The sequence below is a fragment of the Bdellovibrio sp. BIS2 genome, from assembly GCF_055398295.1.
In genome coordinates this window covers 1045937-1072007 of sequence record NZ_AP035879.1, presented here as the reverse complement: position 1 = coordinate 1072007, position 26071 = coordinate 1045937, and the positions used below count along the sequence as shown (strand labels likewise).

Annotated in this window: 18 protein-coding genes; 9 read left to right on the top strand and 9 right to left on the bottom strand. The window is 51.8% G+C overall.

Features of this window, described 5'->3' with window-relative positions:
- Position 1 precedes the first annotated feature (1 nt).
- Both ACZ520_RS05220 and ACZ520_RS05215 read left to right on the top strand, forming a co-directional pair.
- Entirely contained in the window at positions 2–4858 is a 4857-nt protein-coding gene (locus ACZ520_RS05220; RefSeq protein WP_464127695.1) for a tail fiber domain-containing protein, read from the top strand.
- Between the two features lie 109 nt (positions 4859–4967).
- On the top strand, positions 4968–6785 hold the full coding sequence (locus tag ACZ520_RS05215; RefSeq protein ID WP_464127694.1) for a hypothetical protein: 1818 nt from the start codon (positions 4968–4970) through the stop codon (positions 6783–6785).
- Here ACZ520_RS05215 and ACZ520_RS05210 read toward each other — a convergent pair.
- Positions 6782–7102 (bottom strand): hypothetical protein, encoded by a 321-nt coding sequence (locus ACZ520_RS05210; protein ID WP_374032341.1) that lies wholly within the window; start codon positions 7100–7102, stop codon positions 6782–6784. The genes ACZ520_RS05215 and ACZ520_RS05210 overlap by 4 nt on opposite strands.
- A 110-nt stretch (positions 7103–7212) precedes the next feature.
- Between ACZ520_RS05210 and ACZ520_RS05205 the strand changes: the two genes are divergently transcribed.
- Complete coding sequence (locus ACZ520_RS05205; RefSeq protein ID WP_374032340.1) at positions 7213–8052, top strand: LysR family transcriptional regulator; 840 nt, start codon at positions 7213–7215, stop codon at positions 8050–8052.
- Here ACZ520_RS05205 and ACZ520_RS05200 read toward each other — a convergent pair.
- The 4 genes from ACZ520_RS05200 to ACZ520_RS05185 form a co-directional block, all read right to left on the bottom strand.
- On the bottom strand, positions 8049–9488 hold the full coding sequence (locus ACZ520_RS05200) for a methyl-accepting chemotaxis protein (protein WP_464127693.1): 1440 nt from the start codon (positions 9486–9488) through the stop codon (positions 8049–8051). The two genes, ACZ520_RS05205 and ACZ520_RS05200, sit on opposite strands and share 4 nt — an antisense overlap.
- A gap of 201 nt (positions 9489–9689) precedes the next feature.
- Positions 9690–11270 carry a LysM peptidoglycan-binding domain-containing protein gene (locus ACZ520_RS05195; protein ID WP_464127692.1) on the bottom strand — a complete coding sequence of 527 codons (1581 nt, stop codon included), beginning with the start codon at positions 11268–11270 and terminating at the stop codon, positions 9690–9692.
- Between the two features lie 63 nt (positions 11271–11333).
- Positions 11334–13553: a transglycosylase SLT domain-containing protein gene (locus ACZ520_RS05190; RefSeq protein ID WP_464128393.1), complete on the bottom strand. Its 2220-nt coding sequence runs from the start codon at positions 13551–13553 to the stop codon at positions 11334–11336.
- A gap of 5 nt (positions 13554–13558) precedes the next feature.
- On the bottom strand, positions 13559–15079 hold the full coding sequence (locus ACZ520_RS05185; RefSeq protein WP_464127691.1) for a flippase activity-associated protein Agl23: 1521 nt from the start codon (positions 15077–15079) through the stop codon (positions 13559–13561).
- Positions 15080–15096: 17 nt separating this feature from the next.
- Here ACZ520_RS05185 and ACZ520_RS05180 point away from each other — a divergent pair, with 17 nt between their 5' ends.
- On the top strand, positions 15097–15795 hold the full coding sequence (locus tag ACZ520_RS05180; protein ID WP_417870053.1) for a glycosyltransferase family protein: 699 nt from the start codon (positions 15097–15099) through the stop codon (positions 15793–15795).
- On the opposite strand, the gene ACZ520_RS05175 is transcribed toward ACZ520_RS05180, so the two are convergent.
- The 3 genes from ACZ520_RS05175 to greB all read right to left on the bottom strand — a co-directional run bounded on the left by ACZ520_RS05175 (position 15739) and on the right by greB (position 17894).
- The gene (locus ACZ520_RS05175; protein WP_088565899.1) at positions 15739–16743 is read right to left on the bottom strand and encodes a YheT family hydrolase; all 1005 of its coding nucleotides are present in this window, start codon (positions 16741–16743) and stop codon (positions 15739–15741) included. The two genes, ACZ520_RS05180 and ACZ520_RS05175, sit on opposite strands and share 57 nt — an antisense overlap.
- Before the next feature lie 2 nt (positions 16744–16745).
- The gene (locus ACZ520_RS05170) at positions 16746–17291 is read right to left on the bottom strand and encodes a DUF3465 domain-containing protein (RefSeq protein ID WP_088565900.1); all 546 of its coding nucleotides are present in this window, start codon (positions 17289–17291) and stop codon (positions 16746–16748) included.
- 126 nt (positions 17292–17417) lie between these two features.
- Complete coding sequence (gene greB, locus ACZ520_RS05165) at positions 17418–17894, bottom strand: transcription elongation factor GreB (protein ID WP_088565901.1); 477 nt, start codon at positions 17892–17894, stop codon at positions 17418–17420.
- 136 nt (positions 17895–18030) lie between these two features.
- Here greB and ACZ520_RS05160 point away from each other — a divergent pair, with 136 nt between their 5' ends.
- The 3 genes from ACZ520_RS05160 to ACZ520_RS05150 are packed head-to-tail and all read left to right on the top strand — an operon-like array spanning position 18031 to position 23301.
- Positions 18031–19842 (top strand): FecR family protein, encoded by a 1812-nt coding sequence (locus tag ACZ520_RS05160; RefSeq protein WP_464127690.1) that lies wholly within the window; start codon positions 18031–18033, stop codon positions 19840–19842.
- A 29-nt stretch (positions 19843–19871) separates the two neighbouring features.
- Complete coding sequence (locus ACZ520_RS05155) at positions 19872–21458, top strand: hypothetical protein (RefSeq protein WP_416480901.1); 1587 nt, start codon at positions 19872–19874, stop codon at positions 21456–21458.
- A 13-nt stretch (positions 21459–21471) separates the two neighbouring features.
- A complete protein-coding gene (locus ACZ520_RS05150; protein WP_464127689.1) occupies positions 21472–23301 on the top strand; it encodes an adenylate/guanylate cyclase domain-containing protein in 1830 nt (609 codons plus the stop codon).
- Here the strand turns inward: ACZ520_RS05150 and ACZ520_RS05145 are convergent.
- Positions 23298–23513 carry a hypothetical protein gene (locus ACZ520_RS05145; RefSeq protein ID WP_088565905.1) on the bottom strand — a complete coding sequence of 72 codons (216 nt, stop codon included), beginning with the start codon at positions 23511–23513 and terminating at the stop codon, positions 23298–23300. The genes ACZ520_RS05150 and ACZ520_RS05145 overlap by 4 nt on opposite strands.
- Before the next feature lie 313 nt (positions 23514–23826).
- Here ACZ520_RS05145 and ACZ520_RS05140 point away from each other — a divergent pair, with 313 nt between their 5' ends.
- Together ACZ520_RS05140 and ACZ520_RS05135 are read left to right on the top strand one after the other, a co-directional pair.
- On the top strand, positions 23827–24111 hold the full coding sequence (locus ACZ520_RS05140; RefSeq protein ID WP_464127688.1) for a hypothetical protein: 285 nt from the start codon (positions 23827–23829) through the stop codon (positions 24109–24111).
- A gap of 37 nt (positions 24112–24148) precedes the next feature.
- Positions 24149–26053, top strand: coding sequence for an iron-regulated protein frpA (locus tag ACZ520_RS05135; protein ID WP_464127687.1), 1905 nt, complete (start codon positions 24149–24151; stop codon positions 26051–26053).
- Positions 26054–26071 lie beyond the last annotated feature (18 nt).

Below are 26071 nucleotides of genomic sequence, written 5' to 3'. Positions count from 1 at the left end.
CATGAGAAACGGAACGTCGCTGACCTCTTTCTTAGCACTCCTTTTTATGGCTGCTTTCAGCCATGCCTCCCCTAATTCTTTGACCTATCAGGGAAGGATTATCAAATCCGACGGAACCGCACTGGAGTACGCTCACGTCAGCTTCCTGTTTGAAATCACAAACCCTACCGGCTCTTGCGTGATTTACCGCGAGCAGGTGGACGACGTGAATATGGTGAACTCCAAAGGTATCTTTGATGTTCCGATTGGCTCAGGCACCAAACTGTTCCCGGCGACTCCGACCTTCAAAATGCTGGACGCATTTAAAAACTCTCTGGCACACAACTGTTCGGGTGGTTCCACTTATACTGCGGCCTCGGGCGATACACGCCTGCTGAAAGTTCAGTTTCATGATGGGAACGGATGGAAGATCATCTCCCCGTCCAATGAAATCCGCTCCGTTCCTTTCTCTGCTTATGCTTTGTCTGCAGAGTCCCTGGGCGACAAAGTTGTCGATGACTTCATGTTAAAAGCGGGCCTGCCGACGTGTGCTGGCGGAACCTTCCTGACTTGGAATGGAACTGCGCTCACATGTGCCGGAATTAGCGGCGCCAATGGCGGTACAGTGACGGATGTCACTTCTTCCAATTCTTATATTACGATTGTTAACAGCACTTCCACGCCGGCGCTGACCTTGAATGTGGGGACTTCCGCTGGCACAGTGGCTGCCGGAAATGATGCCCGCTTCAGTGATGCTCGTGTTCCAACGGGCGCAGCGGCGGGCGATCTGGATGGAACTTATCCGAATCCTTCTGTCGCAAAACTTCAGGGCACGGCTGTTTCCAATGCGGCTCCGGCCAATGGCAACTTCCTGAAATTCAATGGCACGGCGTGGACACCTTCGGCCATTGCACAAAGCGATGTCTCGGGTCTGTCGGCGACATTAAGTTCTTATATGACAGATGCGGAGTTCAGCGCGGCGGTTGCCAATGCCGGCTGTGCGGCGCATGAAACGATGTACTGGAATGCCGTAGGCGGCTTTAACTGTCAGCCAATCAACGTATCCCTGGCGGGTGACGTTGGAGGCACGATCGGTGCTTCTTCAGTCAATAAAATCAAAGGTGTGACTGTTGATACCACGGGTCTGGTTGCTGGTCAGGTTTTGAAGTACGACGGCACCAAGTGGGCTCCCGCAGCCGACAATGACGCCAACTCTGGCGGGACTATTACAAATATTGCGACGGGCACCGGTTTGTCTGGTGGTCCGATCACTTCCACCGGAACTATTTCTTTGGCGAACACAGCGGTAACTCCGGCAGCTTATGGCTCCACTACCTCCGTGGGCACCTTCACCGTGGATGCTCAAGGGCGTCTGACCGCGGCTTCAAATGCGGCGATTGCCTTCCCAGTTACGACCGTGGCTGGCAGAACTGGTGCTGTGGTACTGGATGCCGCCGATATCACCAGCGGCGCTGGCAAATATCTGACTTATCGTCCGAACAACACTGCTTGTACTGACGGGCAGGTGTTGAAATGGGTTGCTGCTAACAGTCGTTGGGAGTGTGCGAACGATACGGATACCGACACGTCTTCCGGCGGTACAGTGACGAACATCGCAACCGGCACTGGTTTGACTGGTGGTCCAATCACAAACACAGGTACAATTTCCTTGGCAAACACGACGGTGACTCCGGCGGTTTATGGTTCCACCACAGCGGTGGGCACTTTCACTGTCGATGCCCAAGGTCGTCTGACTGCCGCTTCGAATGCGGCCATCGCTTTTCCTGTAACAACAGTTGCTGGTCGCACTGGTGCCGTGACTTTGGATGTGGGTGACGTCGGCAATGGTGCTGGTAAATACTTTGTCTATCGTCCGAACAACACGGCTTGTACGGATGGCCAGGTGTTGAAATGGGTTGCCGCTAACAATCGTTGGGAGTGCGGTACTGATACTGACACATCTTCCGGCGGTACAGTGACGAACATCGCAACGGGCACGGGACTTTCCGGAGGCCCGATCACGGCAACCGGTACGATTTCTTTGGCTAATACGGCGGTAACGCCCGGCGGATATGGTTCCACGACTTCCGTGGGCACTTTCACAGTCGATGCTCAGGGCCGTCTGACCGCGGCTTCAAATGCAGCGATTGCCTTCCCAGTTACGACCGTGGCTGGCAGAACTGGTGCTGTGGTACTGGATGCGGCAGACATCACAAGTGGCGCTGGGAAATATCTGACTTATCGTCCGAACAACACTGCTTGTACTGACGGGCAAGTGTTGAAATGGGTTGCCGCTAACAATCGTTGGGAATGTGCGAACGATACGGATACTGATACATCTTCCGGCGGTACAGTGACGAACATCGCAACCGGCACTGGTTTGACTGGTGGTCCGATAACTTCGACAGGCACTATTGCTTTAGCTAATACCGCTGTGACAGCGGGTTCTTACACTCGCGCTTCCATCACTGTGGATGCTCAAGGTCGTCTGACGGCGGCATCCAGTGGTGCGGCGATCAATCTGGCTTCTGATGTGACTGGAACTTTGCCAATTGCAAACGGCGGGACCGGCGCAACAACGGCGATTGCGGCGTTCAATGGTCTTTCCCCACTAACAACCAAAGGGGATGTTCTTGGTAACGATGGCACCAACGACGTTCGCCTGCCGGCAGGCACGAACGGTCAGGTTCTGACTGCGGATTCTGCTCAAGCTTCTGGTTTGAAATGGGCTACGCCAACAACCGGCACTGTGACCAGTGTTTCTGGCACGGCTCCGGTTCAGGTGGCGACAGGAACGACGACTCCGGTGATCTCAGTGGACCCGGCAACAACGGGTGCGCGCGGGGTTGTTCAAGTGGGTTCTGGTATCGCGGTTTCTTCAGGTACGATCAGTGCGGATCCGGCGAACTTCCCTTCTGCGGTTCCAGTCACTAAAGGTGGTACCGGCGCCACTTCCATCACAGCCGACCGACTGTTGGTTTCTAACGGCACTGGCACAGCTGTGATCCCCTTCACCTGTGCCGTGGGTCAGACCATCACCTTTAATGCTTCAGGGGTGATGGGTTGTACAAGCTATTCAGCGACATCTCTGTTTGCCAACGGCGGCAACAGCTTTGGTGCTGCGGCGACCTTGGGAACCAACGACAACTATGGATTGAACTTTGAAACCAACGGCACCCCTCGTATGACCATTTCCAATGGTGGCGCCGTCGGTATCGGCACAACTTCCCCAAGCTTCAATCTGGACATCCAAAGTTCTGACGCCTTCCAGGCTCGTCTGTGGCATTCCTCCGATGGTCAGTATGATGGTTCTGCGATGATGATGACCCGCACGCGTGGCACACTCGCTTCAAATTCCGCTGTGACCTCGGGTGACACCTTGGGTGGATTCTATTTCCGCGCCCACGATGGAACAAGTACAGGAACTACAAACTCGGCCATCGAAGTCAGTGCCGGTCAAAACCACACGACTTCGACTCGTGGCTCTTACATGATCTTTGAAACCACCATCAACGGCGCAGCTTCCCGTTCAGAACGCATGCGTCTTCACTCCAATGGGAATGTTGGTATTGGACAGACCAGTCCAAGTTATAAACTGCATGTGGGTAACAACACGGACGCGACGAATGGAATCGCCGTCAGCGGTTCTTCGGTGACGTCTCTGGATCTTCTGAACTCCAGCTTCGGTGGTTTGTGGATCGGGGTGAATTTCTCGGGCTCTGCCGTCAACGGAATTCCTGCCAACGGCATGGGTATGTCTGTCGGAAACAGCCCAATTATTTTTGCAACAGGCGGAACACGCGCCGAGCGCATGCGTATTTCCAACGTCGGAAATGTGGGCATCGGTGTGACGAATCCGGCCCAAAAGCTGGACGTGAGCGGCGGAACGATCAAAGCCGGCAGCGCCACAGCGACATCCGGAAGTCTGATACTGGTGGACAACTACTCCAGCGGAAATCTGACGACAATCGGTACAGAGTATTCCAGTGGATCTCCTGTGATAGGTTACGGCGTTTCTGCGGCAGGAGCTGTGGGAAGCTTTGTTTCCTCGTCCTCCGGCGCAAACCTCTATCGGGCGGCTATCAATGCAGGTGGTTTCGACGGGATTCGTTTCTACACTTCCGACCTTCAGACGGTGACGGCGGGAAATGCTATCACTGTGAGCGAACGCATGCGCATCTCAAATACGGGTAACGTCGGTATCGGCACCAACAATCCAAGCTATCCTTTGCATGTCAGCGGTACGGGATACATCCACGATGGTTCTTCTTACCTAGAGTTCTTGTCACGTTCAGACTCGGCTCTGAATGTGAATAACAGCCACGCGACCAAGCGTGGATTGACCATTCACCACACCAACAGTGCTTCTCACATCGCGCAGTTCTATCACTGCCCGGGTGGTACTTGTACTCAGAAACTCTACGTCGACTATACAGGCAACATGTGGATTGCCGGAACTTTGACAGAAGCTTCTGATGCCCGCCTGAAACGTGACATCCAGATCCTGCCAGACAGTTTGGAAAAAATCCTGGGTCTGACTGGTTACACCTACTACTGGAAAGATCCGGTTAACAAAGAAAAGCAAATCGGTCTGATCGCCCAGGAAGTTGAAAAAGTATTCCCTGAAGCCGTTCGTACCGACAAAGATGGTTCCAAATCTGTGGCCTACCAGAAACTGGTGGCACCGGTGATCAACTCCATTAAAGAGCTTTATCAGATCGTGATTTCTGAAAACAAAAAACAGGATCGTGAGATTGCCTCACTCAAAGAAAACAATGCCGTTCTGATTCACAAGGTTCAGTCTTTGGAAGAACAGAACAAGGCTTTGAAAGATGCCGTCTGCGAAGTGAACCCGAAAGCCAAAGTCTGCCGCAAGTAATCTTCAGGAGCCCCGTAAAGGCTCCTGTTCAGTCCTTAAACACCCCAAGACATCCCAGAAGCTGCTGCTTTCAGTTCAGAGTGGCCATGGATTTGCTGTGTAAATGCCCATGCGTCGCTATTTTGGCTTCCTATTCAGTCTGCTAGTGCTTTTCCCCGCTTACACCTGGGCGGCGGCCGACGTTTGTGCAAAGCCACTAGTCTCAATTCGAGACATTCAAGATGAAGAAATTCTTCATCCCCAACTGACAGGAACTCTCTATCAAAGAGCCTTCCTGAAGCTGGCTCAGCGCCTCAGCCTTGAAAATTTAAACACTGTCGAGTCCTATGCCCACACCCTGTCTTTGCGCCTGACCAAGGAACAAACTGAAAGCTTCAAAGCTGAATACGCCCGCTTTGCGCAAATCGAGTCCTATGATTCCTTCCTGCAAATCATCAAAAAAGCGGATTACTTCAAGTCCTCCCAACGACTGCCCAATGCCTATGTGGCCTTGGTGGCGGCATTAGCCCGTCATATGGGGGAAATTCATCTGAGCACCGCCGAAGTTGAAGCCTTGTGGCTGAGCCAGAACTGGCCTGCCCCAGAAAACCTTTCACTGACCCGTCAACTGGCGCAACTGTCTGGAGCACTGGATAAACGCCGCCATCTGACCGTGGCCGAATACACGGTGAGCCTGCGTGCTCTGGGTAAAGACTGCGTAAATATCACTCAAGAAACTCTGCAAAAGAAACTGCGTGAAGATTTCTGGCTGACGCTTAGAAACAAACAAGCCCTTCGCATGAACGGCGGCAAAGTGTTCCTGAATCAGGGTGTTCTTGTCGATATCCCGGCTCTGCATCTGCCAGAGCAAACACTGCGTCTGGGGGAAGCCCGCACCGTTGCCTTGAAAGCCTATGCCAACGAAAACTTCCGCACTTACATCAGCAAAAGGCACGACATCAACCGCAAGGACAATCTGGAAGTCATCCGCTTCTTCCACAGTCAATATGGCGATGCTCCGTTTGCGGTTGTTAACAAAAAAGAAAAGCTGATCCAGTTCTTCCGCGCGGACGGTCAGGAACTGTCTCGCAATTCAATTGAAGCCTATCCCGGTGATGAACTGAATTCCGGCGGCGCTGGGATTTATAACTTTACAGCTCAACAAAATGGCTTCGTGTTCCTGCAAGCCGAACGCGACCTGCAAATCCGGGCGGCATTTAAAACCAACGCCTCCCTTTCCCGCGATATGGTGGTTTATGTCCTTCCGGAAACGGCGGACCACCGCTTCCGCATTCGCAATCACCGCCTGACCTTTGGTGCCGCGAAAGTCTTCCGTAACCGTATGGCCTACAACTACAGTCCGCTGAACCGCACCTTTAAGACAGTACAGATCAAAGTGGATTTGCAGGACAGTTTCGCTCAAAGCTATGCTCAGGCGTTGCAGGACGAAAAAACCACTTTGATGGGACTATTAAGTATCGAGGACGACGAATACAATATGCTGGCGGAATTCGCCTTTGGGGTGATGTCACCGGAAACCAACTATGGCAAAAACTGGAAATACCGACTGAAAGAATTCGCCCCTGTGGTGATTGCGCTGCTTAAGGGAAATGGCTTGGACACCGATGAAAACAGTCGCGGTCCAACGCAGATCAAACGCATCCCGCAGGTGATTATTGATAAATATAAAATGGAAAAAAGTGACCTGAAAGACCCAAGATCCGCAGCCATTGCGACCCTGGCTTTCAGTGCGGATCTATTAAAAGACCTGCGCAATGTGGCTTGGCAGCACCCGGCCATCGTTGAAGAAAATCTGCAGGATTATCTGTACTACCTTTACCAGGGACGCCGCTGGGAAATCCGCGACGCCACCGCAACACCAGACCAGAACGCCTCGATCAAAAAGATCAAAAAGGCCGTCCTGCTGATGACAATTCAAAACAATTAGTTCGCCGGGCAGGACACTGTCAGACGCTCACTGCCCTTTTTCAAAGAAAGCTCCAGATCGCCTTCAATCACGGTGTTTGCAGAGCTGTCGCCTTTAACGATATTGGCGATGTAACGGCCATCAACCAGAACCACAGACACATTGAAGCCGCTTTCCTGAGTGCGCAGTACATAAGCCGCCAGGTCTGTATTTTCTTTCACTTCCAAAACCAGCTCTTCAGAGCGCAGGGTGTTTTTGGTTTCAAGCACACAGCTTGGAGCCGCAAAGGACACAGAAGAAGACAAGATCACAAACAGGGACAGAATCGCTTTAGTCATAAGAACCTCTCTTGAGGCCCTTATAATGCACAAGCGTCATAATCGAAATTGAATAATTATGAATATAATAATAAGATATTGTTATTATGTCAGAGCCGAATATTTATCATTTGAAATATTTTTCAAAAGCCGCCGAAATGCAAAGCCTGGCCGCTGCCGCCAAGGCCCTGAATGTCAGTCAGCCGGCCATTAGCCAGGCTATACGCAAGCTGGAGGAAACCTTGGGCTGCGAGCTTCTGCTGCACACCAAAAACCGCTTCAAACTGACCGAGGAAGGCCGCCTTCTGCTGGAGAGATCCCGCGGAATTTTAAGCCAGCTTGAAGATCTAAAAGCCGAGCTCAAAGGACGCTCTGAAATTGTTACAGGCGCTTTGAGCATTGCGACCTCCAGCGCGGTCGCTCACTATCTGCTGCCTCCCCGCCTGAAGGACTTTATGAAAGCCCACAGCGAGGTGCAACCGCAGCTTCACTTTGGCACCGTTCCAGAGATCGCCGAACTGGTTCGCAGCGGCAAAGCGGATTTCGGGATTGTTATCGAAGAAAATCGCCTGCCCGGGTTTGAACATCGCCTGCTGGGCGAGGGTGGGTTCACCTGTGTGATCCGCACGGGTTCACAATGGCCCTCAGCTCCCCGCTTTCTGGCGACTCAGGAAAGCCCCGGCTGGACTGAGCTGCAAAAAGCCTGGCGTCGCCAGACCGGGACGGATGCCCGCGCGGCCCTGACGGTTGAAAACTGGGAAGTTATCAGTCAGATGAGTCTTTTGGGAATGGGAGTGGGCTTTGTTCCGGACTTTATCGCTGAAAACCAAAGCGGCCTCAAAGCCGCCGAGGAACAAAACCACTGGGCCAGTAAGATCCGCTACAAGATTTACCTGATTCACCTGGGCGAGCACCAATTGGCAAAACCCGCCCGGCTTTTTGTGAAGTCCTTGGGACAGCAGGGCTTCTAGGCCGAAGCACTGCCTTTGATCGCCACACGCAGTTCTTCAACGACTTTGTTCAAGACCGTCGCCTGCCCGGCCAATTCCTGCGAAGACGCCGCCGCCTGCTCGGAAGCTGCCGCATTTTCCTGCGTGACCGTGTCGAGCTGATTCATCGCCTTGCCGATTTGTGTGATGCCATTGGACTGCTCGCTGGTGGCGCTGGCAATTTCAGAGTTCAGGCTGGAGACCTTTTTCACCGACCCCACAATTTCAGTCAAAGACTCGACACTTTCATTGGCTCTTTCAAAACCGGCCTGAATACGCTCGACACTGGAATTGATCAGATTGGAGATGTCCTTGGCAGCATCACTGCTTTTCAAGGCCAGAGTTCGCACGGCTTCGGCCACCACTGCAAACCCCTTTCCCTGCTCGCCCGCACGAGCCGCCTCGACCGCCGCATTCAGCGCCAGCAAATTTGTCTGGAAGGCCAAATCATCAACCACACTTGTGATCTCCTGGATTTTTTTAGAATCCTGATCGATGACCTTCATGGCCTCCAGCAAACCCTGAATTTTCTTTTCACCATCTTCAGCACTTCGACGGGTGCCTTCTGCCAGATCCGTGGCCGAGGCCGCATTTTCAGCATTGATGCGCACCATGGCAGTCAATTCCTCGATGGTTGCCACCGTTTCTTCCAAAGAGGAAGCCTGTTCGGTGGCACTTTGAGAAAGGCCCTGTGACGCCGTCGCAATCTGGGTTGCCGTGTGATTCACCTGGAAGGCATTTTCACCTAGGTTTCTAAGAACATTGCTGATTGCCGCCGACATTTTTCGCAAAGTCATAGCCGCCAGCAGCACGCCCAGCATGATCACCGCACTTCCTGTCCAGATCAGAATCTGGAAGGTGCTGGAGATTGCATCTGCTGATTGTTTTTTCTGCTGCTCCAGCAGGGCCTGATGATGGGTCAGAATTTCATCCAAAGCCTTGTCACCTTCCAGACGGGTGTCACGCCCCACTGAAGAAATCAGGCCCAGTGCTTTTTGATGACCGTCAGCATCGGCCATGATCTTTTGAATTTCCAGATCGTTTTCAACCCAGCGATTGTAGGTGACCAGAAACTTTTCCAGACTGTTTTTTTCATTGGTATCTGCCAGCTTTATACGCCCTTCGACAATGGCGCGGATCTCTGTATCAAGTTTTTTGATCTGAGCCGAGTTGTTGGCGCGCTTTTCCGGGTTGTTATAGAAAAGCACATAGTTTCTTTCATAGATCATCTGCCCATGGAAGGCATCTTTCAGATTCAGGGCTTCTACAACGCTCTTAAACTGGACATCGGTGACATTGCTAACCACGGCCCCCACGCGGTTTAAATTGTACAGTCCGACACCGGCAACACCCACAATACCGGCGCACAGGATGGCTACGATGAGACTCATTTTCTGACTTAGACTCAGTTGTTTCATGAACGCTCCCTTTAATATAAGTGCAGCGTTCTTCGGCCCACAAAACAGGAAACTTCATTACACTAAGATAAGGTTCGAGGAAGGCGACAGGATGTCACAATAGAACCTGAGAAAAGATAAAAAAAAGACCCCAAAACCTGAGACCGGCTTACTACCAGTCGTGATTTTGGGGTCGACTTAAAGACTATTGCGAGAAAAGTCTTATTGGTTCACTTCAGTCGGGATCACAATGCGCGCGCCCACAACCAGTGAAGCCGGGTTGCGGATTTTGTTTTTTTCTTTGATGTCAGAAACAGCCACATTGTATTTCGCCGCGATCACAGAAAGGTTTTCACCTCTGCGAACCACGTGAACTTTGGATTTCGCTTTTTTACTTTGAGCAACTTCAGTAGCCACTTCACGTGCAGACGAGCTGCCTGGAGTTGGGACTTTCAGTTTCATGCCCACTTTCAATGTGCGACCACGTTTGATGTTGTTCATACGCTGAAGCTCAGAAACGCTGGTGGCATACTTACGCGCAATCGTGAACAAAGAGTCCCCGGACTGAACGATGTAGTAACGACCATCACTGCTGATTGTCACCGTGTTCTTAGGAGCATCAGATTTCTTTGCCACCATAGAACGAGACTGGGAACGATCCTTCAGCGGCGTGCGATCCGGAACCTGGATGCGCATGCCCACTTTCAAGGGCTTGCGACGAGGCAGATCATTCAGATCACGCAGGAATGCCACGGTCGTGCGATAACGACGAGCCACGGTGCTCAGGGTGTCGCCATGACGAATGCGGTAGGTCTGAGTGTCGCCAGTGTCGGCCACGAACTGCACGCGGGAAACAAAACTTTCTGCCGCAGCCACTTTGGATTGCTCTGTCGTGCCCGGAGGTATACGCAGAATCAGGTCACTGCCCTTCAGGATCGCCACTTCACCTTTAAACTTGGGATTCAACGCTTTGAAGTCCTCATAGTTCAGGTTCATTTTCTCGGCCATCTGACGCAAGTTCACTGGCTGGGAAACGGTGATGTGATCAAACTCGATCGGTGGAAGATAATCGATGTCATCGAATCCGTACTTCGCCGGATCTTTACCGATCATTTTAGCCGCGATGAATTTTGGCACGTAGTTGATGGTTTCTGCTGGCAGACGTTTTTTACGAGCCAGCTCCCAGAAGTCACGGGTGTAGTGATTCATCACTTCACGCTTCACGCGATTTTCACCCACGTTGTAGGAAGCCATCGCCAGATACCAGGAACCGAACACGCTATAAAGACCTTTGAAGTACTCGGCCGCAGCCTGAGTTGCAAAGACCGGGTCGCGACGCTCATCCACGAAGGCGTTGATGTCCAGACCATAACGTTTGCCCGTACCACGGATGAACTGCCAGTACCCCACCGCCGAAGCGTGAGAGGTCGCGCGCGAACTGAATCCGGATTCGATCAAAGCGATGTAAAACAGATCTTCAGGAAGTCCGTTGTCACGCAAAACCTTCTTCATCAGTTTTTCGTAACGAGTGGAACGAGCCAGATAACGTTCCATGTGCGGGCGACCGCGACCCTGGAAGTAGGCAATCCATTTTTCAACTAGGGGGTTAACTTCAGTAGGGATGGATTCCAATTCCTGATCCACCACCTTGGGGCCTTCGGGGTCAGACAAACGGAACGAGCCAATGTCCTTCAAATCCCCTTCACTGTTGGTCGCTGTTCTGCCAGCTTTCGTGCCCAAATCCTTATGAGCACAACCTGACACAAAGGCCAGGACCAAACTCAATGTTAAAAGTCTCCTCATGAGTCCTCCGACTGAGTTTTCAGGCTACAAAACTCAGAGGGATTTTTCAATCAAACATCGCCCTTATTTTGCCTTTTTGTTGAGCAAATCCTGCCATAAGACGGGATTTACCTCGTAATTGCCCTTCTCTGACAGTCGATACAGCAGGACGTTGCGAAGAATGGCCTTCACGTAAAAGCTTGTTTCCGTCCAGGGAAGCTCATCAAACCACAGTTCATCCACTGGTGCGGAGCTGGGTTTGGCAAGTAGTTCGCTGACCTCAGCTCTTGCGTCGATCCACAGCTTCATGCGATAGGGTCCTGCGTTATAAGCCGCCAGAGCGAAAGGAACGCTTCCCTGGAACTGGTCTAACATCTGGGAGACATAGTAAGACCCCATCGGGATGTTCACTTCGGGACGGAACATATCATCGGGAAGCTCCACCTTCATGCCCAGTTTCTTGGACACTTCTTGAGCGGTCGGCGGAATCATCTGCATCAGCCCCAGGGCATTTGAAGTGGACACCGCTTTCAGGTTGAAGGCACTTTCCTGACGAGTCAGACTTTTAAACAAAACCGCGTCGACTCCGTAACGGTCCGCCTCAACCTGATACAAGCTGGCAAAGGCTTCTGGGTAGCCGATCTTCACAAACTGCTCGCGACGCAGACGCGGATCCGCTTCCAGGGCCTCATTGATCCAGCGAATGGCGGTCACGTACTGATGACGCTCCACCAGCTTTTCTGCCAACTGAACTTTGAGCGTGGCATCTTTCAGGAATGGCACGGAAGACAATTCCTCCTGCGCCTCGCTCACCCAACCGGCTTCAGACAAAATCTTGAACCGGTGCCACGCACTTTTTTGTGCACCCACAACAAAGAATTCATTCCCCAATGCGGGTGCCTTGTCTTTGTTATCCGGCCAGGACAGCTTGCCCTTTTGTGATTCTGCGCGAAGACGAAGCCCATAATAAGAAAACGGATAGCGTTCGATCAGATCGGCCGCCGCTTGCGTCGCCCGCTCGGACTTGCTTTCCTGCAAAGAGCGCACAAGCCAGTACTGCCCGTTCAGATCATAACGATCCCGTCCCTGCTGCAACAGACGCTCCAGCAAGGCCGAAGAGCTTGTATAGTCCTGTTTGCGGAAATAAATCAGACTTGCGCGGAACAAGGCTTCGGCGGCTTCATCCGAACCCAGATGATAGGTGTAAAGCTTTTTATAAAGTTCCAAAGCCTTGTCGTACTGACCCAGGAAATGCGCGGAACGACTGGCAATCCAAAGTGCCGAGGTCGTGGAAGGCGCCTGGGGACTCTTATCCAAAGCCTTCATCGCCAACGACAGAGAACCGGAATAATCCGCCCGACGATGCATGTTGTGCGCCCACTCCATTAACCGTGTGGTGTCAGCTTCTTCCATTTCATTCAATGCTTTGACCTTGACCAGTTTTTCGCTCAGGGAATTGTAAATTTCCAGCGGCTTGTCTTTCAGGCGACGGGCAGCCCGACTGCCCGGGTATTCGTTCAGAATCTGCACGCTGTCTTTAAGAGCGGCGATCGGATCGTTCTGCTTTTGCGCAAGCTTGATGCGCTCTTCAATCTTCGCCTCATCCCCCGCCATTTCTGGCGCGGCGGTCGCGGTTTTTGCCGGAGGCATCACCGTTGTTTTGGTCTTCGCGATGAAATCCAGTTTTTCCTGAAGATATTTGGAGTCTTTCTGATCCTGTGCCTGCTCAAAGAAGAACTGCGCTTCGTTGTAGTTGTTATCAAGCATCGCCAGATCACCCAGCAACTGATAAGCCTTGGATTTCTGTTCACGATTCAGCACAGCCGCGCCGGACAACAAGGCATCAATACCGACAGCCGCCTTTTTGTTCTTGCGGGTCACCTGATCTTCCAGTTGCACCATCTTGAAATCCAGATAGTACTTTTCAAGATTTGCAGACCACGGTCCATTGCGGAAAAGATCCTTGTGCGACTCCATCGTGGTCAAAGCACGATCCACGGCCGCGCGGTCCTTCACTTTCTTCTGGGACTCATCCAGGCAGTGCAGCAAGGTTACCCCTACCCAGCCACGCAGGTCTTTGTTGGCTGTGAAAACCTGAGGCGCCAAACGCGCGCACTCGGCCCACTTCAAATGAATTTCATAATCCTTCAACTGAGACAAGGGCGAAAGCTTTGCTGTTTTTTTGGTGTCGGCAATGCGGTAAAGATCCACCACCGGAGCTTTCGGCAGTTCTTTTTTTACATCCACCTTTTGCACCTGGGCAAAAGCAACACTTCCCACAAGAAGGCCACCGGCCATGATCATATTCTTCACGGAGACTCCTCCAACTCAGGCCCCACGATGTGCTTGGGCCCCTTGTAATCACTCAAATCAAAATCAGCCTTGCGCAGGTAAATCAAAGAAGGCTCCCGCGACTGACGGAAGACCACTTCCAGCTTCCAGTACGGCTCATTCAGCAGACGCTCAACATATTCGCCCACATTGTAATCACAGAAATAGACGGCTGCGTCCTCCAGAATGCGCTTGCTGCAAAGCTCATAAGAAAGATTATTTGAATAACGCAGAAGCCACGGCCATGGCCACTGTTCTTTCATGCCGACTTGCATTCTTTGTTGGGCCAACGAAGGTTTTTTCAGGATATTTCCGGTGATCAGGTCTGATACCTGCACCAGCTCATAGGTGGAATTGACATAAACATAAGGATGCGTCAAATCGATCGGTCTTTGGTACACAGATATCCAGGCACTGCGAAGTCCCAGGGCCGCCAAAATCAAAGCCACCCCGGCCAGCACGTGACGCCCCAGAAAGCGGGATTCGAAAGCATTCACCAGGGTCATGGCCAGCACAAAGTAAAAGCCCCACACCAGCGACAGCACACACCACACGGTCTTGTAGGGAATCAGCGAATACACCGCCAGTTGCACCAACGAAAACACACTGACCGCACGCAGCTCTTTGCGTTTAGAGAAAACACCGGCAACCGCGAGCACGCCTCCGAACAAAACCAAAGGCTCGGCCGTGTACAGCACCTGCAACCAGTACCACACGCTCTTTTCATGACCGTGCCCATGCACTCCGGTTTTCAGCCACGGCAGCACGGCTTTAAAGAAATCAACAATGCCCGAAAGATTCTGGTAAAAGCCGGTGAACAACTGCAGGAAGATCAAAAGCAGCAACACCGTCAGCACAGTCAACCGACCGCTCCACGCCAGACGGATGGTTTCCGGGGAAAACATCGTGCGAAGATGACTCCAGCCCAGAGTCAAAAAAGCGACCACCCACGCAAACATCGTGATCACGAAGGTTTCTTTCAACGCCATCATGCCCCACAATCCGATCAGAAAAAGCCCCAAAGCTTTTTCATCCTGACGGCCGATCCAGCGCAAAATTCCCATCCCTGCCACCAGTTGGAAGAACACAAACGGCATTTCGTGGATCCCGGACCGGCCGAAAAAGATAAACGCCGGACTGATCAGCACCAGCACCGCCATCACCATGTTCACCGCCTTGGGACGAAGAGCCCCCCAGGCCAGGATGACCACACTGAGCACACTGAACATGGCTGGCACCGTCCGCAGGGTTTCAAGACTGCGGCCCCACAGGGTTTCAAAGCCCTGCAGCAAATAAAAATACATCGGTCCATGATAGTTATTCGGATCGTATTTGTAGTATCCCAGCTTTGACATCTGCATCACGAACCAGCCGTTGATGCTTTCATCAAAGTGAATGGGTTTATTGGTCAAAAGAGCAAAACGGCTGATCAGAGCCAGCAGGAAAAGCCCCGCCCAGAAAGCCGCATGAGAGAAGTTCGTGACCTTGAAAGATTTCATTGTTAACTATCGTAAAGATGGAATCTTCTGTGTCAACCCCGCACTGCTCACTGATTGTATATTTGGAACATCCTGAAATGCTTCCGGCCTACCTGCGTGACTTGCGCGGTTTTTTTGCCAAGTTTCCATTAAACTATGAAGTGGTCGTTGTGGCAGAAAAAGGCTGCGCGGTGCCATCAACCGAAGGCCCCGTGCGCGTTCTGCAAAATTCCAAGAAGCTGGGCCGTGCGGCCAGTTTGTGGCGGGGCCTGCAAAGCAGCCAAGCCCCTTTTTCAGCCATCACCTCTGTCGACATGAACACCCCTCTGGGCGACTACTTCAAACTGCTGCAAAATCTGATGACCGAAGAAAATTTCGAACTTTGCTGGGGCGATCGCTACAAGAAAAAAGACAGTCCCTTCCTGAAAGGACCTCACCCCCGTCAGCAGATGGAGGACGGATTCAACCGCATTTTGCGTGAAAAATTCCCGCAGGGCCCGAACGATCCTTTAAGCGAAATTCTGCTGTTCAAGAAAACTGCCATTGAAAAACTGGCCGCCGAACCTCGTAAATTCACGGGTTGGTATCTGGGACCACAACTGCTGGGGGGACTTCGTCGTCAGCAGCTTCGTGTTTTGGAAATTCCGGTGTTTGAATCAGGACAGACGCTGCCAGGGTTCTCACTTTGGAGACAGCGCTGGAACCTTTTCATTGAGTGTGCCTTCAAGACCTCTTAAGGCCTCGTGCAGATAGTAATCCAGCCAGCGCGTTCCACCGACTGGCAAGGACTGACGGTGCAGGTAGCCCATGTGGCCACCGCGCTTTTCAATATGCAACTGGACATGTTTGGAAAAAGGCGCGCGCAGGTAATCACCAACATCCACAAACGGATCATCCGCAGAAGTCAGGGTGTAGGTCGGCACATCAATGCCTGAAACATACTGAATCGATGAACAGCGCTGATAATAGTCCTCGCGACTGGCAAAGCCCGACGCCGGAGCCGTGTAAATCTGATCCATATCCCACACCGTGGCCCACTTGGGAATTTCATATTTTTCTGTGATCAAACCCAGGCGGTGTTTTTCTTCCACCAGCTTGCGCAGGCGCAAAACAAAACGCATGTCATAAACGCGATTAAAGCCCGACTTCAAAAGCAAAGAACCGGATTGCAGGTTTAACGGTGCATTGACGGTGATCGCTCCATCAGGCTTGTTCTTGCCGCCATATCCACCGAGCAGGCACAGCATGATATTGCCGCTCAGGGAATATCCGACCGATATGTGCTTTTTATGGGGGAACATCTGACGAAGCTGACCCAGCACCACAGACACATCCTCGGCGCTGCCGGAATGATAAGGGCGCTTGGCGAAGGGCGCGCCCTCACCGGCACCGCGATGGTTTACCAGAACCACCGTATGTCCCAGTTGCTGACAGATCAGCGCGGTTCTTTGCATATAGTCCGAAGTGACATCCCCGGAAAGACCATGAAAAAGACTGACCACCAGATTGGTGTGTCCCTCGATCCAGGAACAAAAAAGTCGATCCCCGTCAGGAAGATCGACTTCAAATTTTTTACCGAAATGCGAAAGCTCTGCAGACTTTAGAAAGTGAGCCCACAATGTCTGACCGTGACCGCTGTCGGCCCAAAAAGGCGCTGCACATGGAATCAGGTTCAGTCGTTGCAAGTCTACTCCTTACAGTAGTACTGCCCGTTCACGTACACATATCCGTCCGGGCGTCTGCCGCGGGGATCGTGGTGAAGCCAGTGAAGCAGTCCACCCTTGTTCGTCCAGATAAATTGCCCGCCCATGGCGATAACGTCGCCGACTTTCAAAGGCACACGCGGGCACATATCCAGATTATACACAGCCTGCATCAGCTCGCCATTGGAAAGACGAACCACCCATTTTTGATGCTCCAGCCCGCTGTTGTCGTCCGGCAGGACCTTCACAACTGTCAGGCTGCCACCTTCAACGAAGTCCTCGCGACGACGATCATTCACCGCGCGTACCAGATCGGAATCACTGGCAGTTTCATCCAAAGACGCGGACGGCTCGTAACTAGAGTCTTCGCTCTGGCGGTTTTGTTTTTGTTGTTTGTTCTGCTTCTGACGACCTTCAGAATCCCAGGATTCCTCACGATTGTTGCGGCGCTTGGCTTCAACTGTTTCAACGTGGGCGAAAACAACGGCGAAGGCGAAAAGATAAATGCTGACTTTAGTGATGAATTTCATAGCTCCCCCTGCTATGCGCGGGAGTTTGCTAAAATGTGCGGACAAAGACAACCACTAAAAAAGGGATGCCATTGAAACATCCCTTCGAAGATTCGTTTGAATCTGATCTGACAGAATCTGTAAATTTTACTTAAACTCCACGTTCTCGATAGTTACGAACTCTTCGCCGGCCGGCTTGACGATTCGTACTTCATCTCCCAATTTTTTTCCAAGAAGCGCACGCGCCACCGGGGACTTCCACGAGATCTTACCCACTTTCGGATCAAACTCATCTTCACCGACGATCTGATACACGACTTCATCACCCTCTTCATTGACCAACGTCACCGTAGCACTGAAAAGAACCGTGGTCCCCTTCATCTGTTTCGGATCGACAAGCTCGGCATCTTCAATTCGCTTGGTCAGAAAATGCACACGACGGTCGATTTCGCGCAATCGCCGTTTGCCATACTGATAGTCCGCGTTTTCGGAGCGGTCCCCGTTGCTGGCGGCCCAGGCAACAACTTCCACCAATTTGGGGCGCTCGACGTGCATCAGCGCGTGATATTCCGCCTTCAATTTAGCCAGACCTTCGGGGGTGATGTAGTTCTTGTTGTTATCCATATGGCAAGACTCTAGACCATCTTCCAGAACCCTTCCAGCAAACTTTCCACAATTTCTTTACATCATCCTCGGACCTAGACTTTAGCTCCCTTTAATACTGAGACAATAACTCCGAAAAAAGTATGAGGAGGAATCGATGAAAAAACAGTGGAAACGTCTGCTTATCGCTGCATTAAGCTCGTCGTCCGTTTTTGCTGCAACGTGGTTCTGGTATCAGTCCACGGCTGACACACGGTCCTCCAATTCCAATGAAAAACCGCTGGCCTACGTCGGAAAAGTTGTTGAAGACATTCAACGCCGTCCCGCTTCACGTCTGTTGTGGCAGCTCGTCAATTCGGGTGAGCCCCTGTACAACGGCGAAGCGATTCGCACCAGTGAACGCGGTGAAGTGCGCATTCAGTTTGTGGATTCAGATCGTTATCTGGATCTGGAACCGGAATCCCTGATCGTGATCAAAAAATCCGAAGGCGAAATCGCTTTGGATTTGATGGAAGGTAGTTTGTTCGTTAACGCCAAGACCGGAACCGCTGAAGGTAACGCTCCCGGCCTGGTGCTTAACTCTGCCAACGGTAAAGTCGATCTGTCTCAGGCTTCTGCTAGTCTTTCCAAGGGCCGCGGCGATTCCGTCGACGTTCAGGTCTTGGAAGGTAAGGCATCCATCAAGGGATCTGACGGTCAAAGCAAAGATCTGACCACACGTGAAGAAGTCAAAATCCTGACTCCCCTGCCGCAAAAACCGGTGGCGATGGATGCTGAAAATCCTGAAGCCGTGCCATTCCAGTGGCAGGGCTTCCCGGCCAACTCCAACGTCACTTTGTGGGTTGGGCCCAGCCGAAAACAATTGAAACCGCTGATGAAGGCGGCTCCGAATGCAAATCAACTTATGGCTTCACTGCCCTTCGGTCGTCACTACTGGAAACTTGTAGCGACAAATCCGCAAGGGTCGGTGGCTGCCGAAAGTGCTATCTATAAAACAGAAATCCTGGCCCGCTATGCGCCCACGATGGTCTTCCCAACCGCGGATGCCGAAGTGCCAGCGGTACAGACACCTTATGATATGACCTTTAAATGGCAGATGGGTGAAGACACCCGCCAGATGACTTTGGAACTGTGGGCGGATGAACAACTGAAAAATAAAATCTCCTCCAACACCTTCACCAAAGAAGAAAGCTTCACCGCTCCTGGCCTGAAAGGCGGCACCTATTTCTGGCGGATGACCACTTATTTTGTCGACACTGAAAAACCGGCTCTGGGGAAAGTACAAAAATTCACCATCAAACCGGCCAATCAGGTTCAGGCCAAAGTTGAATTCGTTCCCGTGCAAATCAACTTCACCATGCCTGAAAAAGACATGGTTCAGTACTACGTTGAAAAGCCCCGCCTGGGTCTTTCCTGGAAGGCGGACAAGTCTGAAAATGTCTCTGCTTGGCGCGTGAAATATCACACCGAAGAAGAAGACCCGGCCCTGGCTCAAAGCTTTGACGTCAAAGAAGTTCAAAACACTCAGGTGCAGGCGCCCGTGTCCCGTCCGGGTCGCTACATTGCTTCTATCGAGGCACTGAATAAGGACGGAAAGGTTCTGGGCACAACAAGTTCCCAGATTCTGACAGTCAGTCCCCTGCCTTTGCTGGAAGCTCCAAGCTTCACCCCCGCCGAAGGCATTTTGCAGGCTTCAATGGACGGTCGCACGCAGTTGACCTGGAATGCGGTGGAAGGTGCCAAAGAATACTGGCTGACCATTCGTAAGGATGGCAAGGAACTGAAACGCAGCAAATACATGCAAAACTCCACGGCATTAAAAAATCTTTTGCCGGGTGAATATGAAGTGGAACTGATCGCGGTTGACACCTATGGCAGACCCAGCCAGGCCCGTCCGGCCAGAAAACTGCTGGTACCGGACAAGTCCAATGTGCGAGCCCCTACTTTAAAGAAGATCAAGGTTAATTGATGAAGTTAGGCAGTGCGTTCATTTTATTAATGATCTCTTTCTGGACCTCGATGGTTCTGGCGGCGCCTTATCGCCGTTTGGTGAACTTCGAGTGGGAGGCCATTGAGAACGCCAAGTCCTATGAAATCGAACTGAAACAAGTCAAATCCAGCAAAGAAGAAGAAGCCAAAACCTTCACCTTCAAAGTGACCGAAGCCGCCTGGAATGGTCGACTGACACCGGGCAAGTACATGATGAAACTTCGTTCCCGGGACTATCGTGGTGTGCCGGGTGACTGGAGTGAGCCAAGTGAATTCAACGTCGGTCTTGAAACGGCCGTGCTGAAATTCCCAGGGGCCCGGGTGAAAATGGCGACGAAAGAAACCGACACCACGTCCCTTGAGTTCAAATGGGCTCCGGTCGGCGGCGCGGATCAGTATCATTTCGTGCTGACATCTGATGACGGCAAAACCCAGATCACGGAAACTTTGAAAGAGCCTTCTTTCAAAGTAAAAGTTCCGGTGGCTTCACACTATACGTGGAAAGTTTCATCCAGTAACAACGAAGGCATCACCAGTGATGCCACAGCCGTGGGGCAGTTCACCCTGCTGGGTAAACCAATTGAAAATCCGCGCATTGAAAAGCCGGAAAGCGATTTCGTGCGTGAACTAAAATGGTCCCGACCGGATCATGTTTCCAGCTATGACGTTTACCTGTTGAAATACAACACGGCCGATAAAAAATGGGAAAAGCTGAAAGTTTATGAAAACTACCAGCAAGACACCCTGCCATTTGATGACAATCTTCCCGGTGGTAAATACCAGGTGGTGGTCCGCGCAAAATCGGACCTGCGCCCGTCGGCCCCTCTGGCAAAACAATCCTTCTCGGTGCGCAGCGGGGATCGATCTCCAGCGGCGGAATACACGGCCTTGGTTCGTAAATCCATCGAACGCGTCACCGGCTGGTATGCAGTGGCAAGCTATCTGATCACTGAAATGTCCTATCAGGGTGTGAATCCGGAAAAGAACTCCTCTGTGGCTTACAAAGCCCTGGGTGGTACGGGCCGCCTGGGTGTGGGCTGGTTCAGTCCTCACACTCCTTGGGGTTTCCTGGGAATCATCGACATGAGCGGCTTCACCTTCAATGGCAAAACCCAGACATTCGCTTCGGCTGAAGCCAATGCGGTTTACAGAAAATCCCTGGGGGACCGTGGAGAGGTGCGTTTCCAGGCAGGTCCTTATTACAAGGAACTTCCTGAGACCGTGGGCGATCCTTTCTCGGGTTCATCCGAAGATCTGAAAATCAGCTCTGCCGGTCCGCATTTTGGTGCTGAATACTGGTATTCCCTGACGCCGAAACTGGGCATTCAGGTGAATGCGCATTTATATATGTCTTTGATGAAAATCAGCACACCCAATGGTGAGCCGATGGAACCCAAGATGTCGACTCAAATAGGCTTCCTGGGAAGTTATCGTTTCACCCCACGATTTACAGGATTGATTGGTTATGCCATGCGCGAAGATAAAATGTCGTACAAGGCTAAAACCGGAACGGACAGCTTTGCCTCTGACGGAGACGTCAACGAGTCCACCATTATTGGTAACTATCTAAACGTTTTTGCCGAGTGGAGCTTCTGATCAGGAGAGAACTATGAGAATACCGATTTCGACAAAACTCATTACTGTCACGATCCTGATCCTGGTTGCCGCCACCGGGACCATCACCTGGATTTCGTCGTCTTACTTTGAAAAGAAAGCCGCAGAGCAGGTCGACATCGCGAACCTTGAATCAGCTGCAGCCAAGGCCAAAGAAATTGAAAACATCATCGCCAATCTGGTGGACAAAACCCGTGTCACCGCGTCCCTGCTGACCAAGGGCGCAAACTCTCAAGTACAAACCGGCGATGACTTTGACTTCAACTTTACCAAAGACAAAAACTTCATTTCCCTGGAAGTTCTGAAGCTGGACGGCACCGGTGTGGAAACCGTGGCTCGTCGTGTGAAAGAAGACGTGCTGAAGCCCTATGGCCTGACTTCCACTTACATGATCCATGTGCGCTCATGGCAGAAGTTCCCGATCCGCTCAGTGGCTCAGGGAAGCATTGAAATCAAAAATGCCACTTATCCCAAAGCTCCGGCAATGATCACGATTGGTATTCCGCTGATCCGTGATGAGCAGGGCAAAATCACTCACGTGGCTTTGGCCGATGTGACCCTGGCTCCATTTGAAAAGCCTTTCACCGACCCGTCTGAACGCACTCAGTACCTCATTGACCGTCACGGGGAGCTTCTGGCCCACAAGGACGAACAAAAGGCCATGGCGCGCCTGAACATGGGGAAATACCCGATCGTGCAAAAAGCCCTGACGCAAAAATCCCCGCAGTTCCAAACCAAGTTCCTGAATCCTGACAACGACAAGGATTACTTCGGGGCTTCTGTAAAAACCTCTTACGGCGCCACGGTGATCTCCCTGACATCCGAAGAAACCATCCTGGAAGTTTCCCGCGAAGTAAAACGCCGGGCGATCTTCGTCGCCGGTTCCGCGATCTCGATGGCGATCTTCTTTATCTTCCTGTTCTCTATGACCCTGACCTCCCCGATTGAAAAACTGGCGGAGATGATCAATCTCGTGTCCAAGGGTAACTTCAATGTGAAGGCCCGTGCCCAGGTGAAATCCCATGACGAAGTGGGCGATCTGGCCGAGGCCTTTGATCACATGACCGAGGGTCTAAAAGAACGCGACAAGGTGAAAAGCCTGTTCTCGAAGTTCCACGGCTCTTCCGTTGCCGAGGACTTGATCAATAAGGACATCGGGGTTGGCGGTCAGACCAAGGACGTTGTTGTCTTCTTCTCGGATATTCGTGGTTTCACGGCGTTCTCGGAAAAACGATCTCCGGAAGAGGTCGTAGAGATGCTGAATGAATACTTTGGTGTGATGGTTAAAATCATCAACTCCCACGGCGGGGTTGTGGATAAATTCATCGGGGATGCGATCATGGCGGTCTGGGGTGCGCCGAAGAGCTCGGACAAAGACGCCCATCAGGCCGTGCGTGCGTGCCTTGAAATGCGCCGCGCTTTGGAAGGCCTGAATGAACGCCGTATTGCCCGCGAACAGCCGCCGATCAACATCGGTATGGGCCTGCACGCCGGCAAAGCAATTTCCGGAACGATCGGTTCAGATGAGCGCATGGAGTACACGGTGATCGGAAACACGGTGAATACGGCTTCGCGAATTGAAGCCTCCACCAAGGCTTTCGGTGCGGATCTGCTGATTTCAGACACCGTCATCGAAAAAATCGGTGAAGACTTCAAGACCGAACTTGCCGGTGCCGCCGAGGTCAAAGGACGCTCGGAGGCTTTGAAAATGTTCAAGGTTCGTGGTTATCGAGCGGAAGATGGCTCGATGGTGGAAGTGCGCACTGCCTATTCTGACTATGAAGCGGAAGCCGCTGACAAGGTCAAAATCAAAGACGCAGCTTAAGGCACGCTGGCGGGAGCGCGTGAAGTGCCTGCCGCCGCGACCTGCTTGCGGCTGAATTCTTCTGCCACAGCAACAGTCTGTCTATATTCCGGATATATAAAGGCTTCAGTGACGTGAACCTGTTTGGTGGGATCTTTTGGTCCCACGCTGGCGCAGGATACGACATTAATAAGCAACAGACACAAAAGCACTAGCTTTAGATTGATACGCATGATTCCCCCCGGAATCCTCTACCCTTGCATTTCTCTTGCCGCCTTTAAAGCAACCTATTGCTTATCGCCGTAGACACCCTGGTCACTGTCTAAAAGCTGGTTGACGTTCCCCACCCCCTGTTAGCGGACTGTACACGCAATTCCCATGTTTAAACACTGGGCGGTTTTCAGGTTTATCCCAGACAAATCAAGCATTCACAGAAATTAAGGAATGGTAACGCCACCAAAACGTGAACAGCGCCCTTCACACGATTTCACGCACTTAAGTGCTGGCCTGCCCGTTGCTTTAGGAAAATTCCCACGGGGGGATGCTATGAAGAAGATAATGGGTGGACTTTTACTATTCACGCTGTTCGCACCAGTAAAAAGTTTTGCAAAAGATGGTATCGGCACCGGCGACTTTAATCAGATGATTGAAGAAAACAACGCCGCCGCCAAAGATCTGAACAGCACCATCACACGCAATGTCAGTTCAGAAAACACCTTTAAAGGTGAAGTCATCACCGTCGTGCAAAGCACACGCAACCCGGTGAAATACAACCCCTTCCTGCTGGAGGATGAAGTCGAAGTGAAGTCACTGCGCGATCAGAATCACTAGTTCGCAAGTATTCAGTTTTAAATCCGGGGGGATTTTCGTGAATAAAGTAACTAAACTTTCCAAAATTGTTCTGTGTGGAGCGCTTGTTGAGGCTGTCGTCGGTTGCAGCCAACCTGTACGTTTTGCCCCCTCAGTCCTTGAACAAAGCTCATTGACGGACAACGTTTTCGGCCAGACGCCGGTGATCCCGGAAGTTGAAGAACCAAAAGTCGATCCGTTCAATCCATATAAACACATGTCTGACATCAGTCAGGGTGACGATTCCATGACACCTAATATTGCCGCTGACGACGGCTTAAACGGCAAAGCCGTTTCAAACTGCGAGCGTCAACGCGCTGACGGCAGTGACCGTTATGAAGAAGAACGCCAAGCAGCCCTGGCGGCGGCGAAAGCGGACACTTCTTTGATTCCAGTGCGCTTTTCCGTGTCTGCCGGCAGTGCTGAAGATGCGATTGCACAGTGGTCCCACGAAAGATCCATTCTGCGCAAAGAATCCAATGGTGTGACACCATTCTATGTGGGTGCAGCGAAAAAAGACAGTGCTGCCGATGCCTGCAAATGGTCCACAAACTGCAATAAAGCAGCGGCGAAAACCAATCACTTCCACTATATTGCTGACCACCAGCAAGCCCGTCGTGAATTCATAGCGGGTGAAAAATGTTTCTTCAGCACCGTTCGCGCCATTGCCAGTGTTGATGACGCGGGTGCCGTGACTGTCTTTGCAGAAGGCGCCGCCGCCCCAGCGGACGTGTTGGCCGTGCAAAACCATTCCCTGCGTAACTTGTACTATGGTGAATCCTATGAAGACATCGTTGATTCCGGCAGTCCCCGCCTGTTTAAAAAACTAGGCGATGGAACTCCGAACATCGTGTCCCTTTATGTTGCCGACCTTCGTGAAAACGTCGTCGATAAGTCCGGCAAGACCGTCAGCATTCTGACGCCGGAGTTTATTAAATTGAGTAAGAGCCTGACCCGTGGTGATGAAGTGCGTTTGTCCTTCAAAGAAATCTTCTCTTTGAGAACCATTTGGACTGAGCGTGAATTCGTGACCAACGTTCTTTCCACCCAGCGTTCTTCCAAAGCCGGCACCCTGTCTGCTTACGAAGGTGTGCCGCAACTGATCCAGTGGCTGGTTCATTCAGGTGTTGAAGGCACGGCGATGAGCACCAAGTACACACCGCTGGTTCTGGATCTGGGCGTAAAAAACGTTCGCACCTCCAGCCTTGAAGGCGGAAGCTTCTTCAACCTTGCAAACATCCAGGCGCCGGTGACTCATATGACGGCGTGGTTGGGTGGTAACCTGGTTGTGCGTGAATCCACAAACAACGTGAACAAAACCCATTTCAGCCGTGAAATTGATGACGGCTTCCTGGTGGTTCCAAATGCGGATGGCAGCATCACCAGCTCCCAGAATCTGTTTGGTTCCCAGATGAAAGTGTCAGTGAACGGTGAAGAGAAAACTTTTGCCAACGGTTTTGAAACTTTGGCGGCGCTGGCGGTAAAAGACTGCCAGTCCGAAGATCCAAAGAAGCATTATCTGGGCCCTTGGGATGGCGAACTGTACAGCCAGAAAATCAAAGTCTGGGTGGACAAAAACCGCAACGCCGTGGCGGACGCCGGTGAAGTGATCAGTCTGGCCGATGCGAAAGTGGCTGCGATCAACGCCTGCCATGTGGTTTATGCCAACGAAAAAGACAAGTACGGCAACAGCACGGAACTGCGCTCTCCGTTCCTTATGTTCAAACAGGGCGAATCAGAACTGGCGGAAGAGGAACTGCTGACCCGTCTGGCAACAGGTAAAGACAAAGACGGTCAGGATGTCGAGTTCCGTCTGATGGTGGATATTTTCTTTAAAGCGAAACCAGGCGTGATCCTGGAAAACATTGATACGACGGGCCTTCCGGCTGTAGGAGGTGCCCAGCTCGCACAAATTGTTCAGTAGATAATTCCGAAACCTAAG

Coding starts and splice junctions, on each gene's coding strand:
- ACZ520_RS05150 (WP_464127689.1), top strand. CDS start 21,472: ATGAGAATACCGATTTCGACAAAACTCATTACTGTCACGATCCTGATC.
- ACZ520_RS05160 (WP_464127690.1), top strand. CDS start 18,031: ATGAAAAAACAGTGGAAACGTCTGCTTATCGCTGCATTAAGCTCGTCG.
- ACZ520_RS05220 (WP_464127695.1), top strand. CDS start 2: ATGAGAAACGGAACGTCGCTGACCTCTTTCTTAGCACTCCTTTTTATG.
- greB (WP_088565901.1), bottom strand. CDS start 17,894: ATGGATAACAACAAGAACTACATCACCCCCGAAGGTCTGGCTAAATTG.
- ACZ520_RS05180 (WP_417870053.1), top strand. CDS start 15,097: ATGGAATCTTCTGTGTCAACCCCGCACTGCTCACTGATTGTATATTTG.
- ACZ520_RS05145 (WP_088565905.1), bottom strand. CDS start 23,513: ATGCGTATCAATCTAAAGCTAGTGCTTTTGTGTCTGTTGCTTATTAAT.
- ACZ520_RS05155 (WP_416480901.1), top strand. CDS start 19,872: ATGATCTCTTTCTGGACCTCGATGGTTCTGGCGGCGCCTTATCGCCGT.
- ACZ520_RS05200 (WP_464127693.1), bottom strand. CDS start 9,488: ATGAAACAACTGAGTCTAAGTCAGAAAATGAGTCTCATCGTAGCCATC.
- ACZ520_RS05170 (WP_088565900.1), bottom strand. CDS start 17,291: ATGAAATTCATCACTAAAGTCAGCATTTATCTTTTCGCCTTCGCCGTT.
- ACZ520_RS05190 (WP_464128393.1), bottom strand. CDS start 13,553: ATGATCATGGCCGGTGGCCTTCTTGTGGGAAGTGTTGCTTTTGCCCAG.
- ACZ520_RS05215 (WP_464127694.1), top strand. CDS start 4,968: ATGCGTCGCTATTTTGGCTTCCTATTCAGTCTGCTAGTGCTTTTCCCC.
- ACZ520_RS05140 (WP_464127688.1), top strand. CDS start 23,827: ATGAAGAAGATAATGGGTGGACTTTTACTATTCACGCTGTTCGCACCA.
- ACZ520_RS05210 (WP_374032341.1), bottom strand. CDS start 7,102: ATGACTAAAGCGATTCTGTCCCTGTTTGTGATCTTGTCTTCTTCTGTG.
- ACZ520_RS05195 (WP_464127692.1), bottom strand. CDS start 11,270: ATGAGGAGACTTTTAACATTGAGTTTGGTCCTGGCCTTTGTGTCAGGT.
- ACZ520_RS05185 (WP_464127691.1), bottom strand. CDS start 15,079: ATGAAATCTTTCAAGGTCACGAACTTCTCTCATGCGGCTTTCTGGGCG.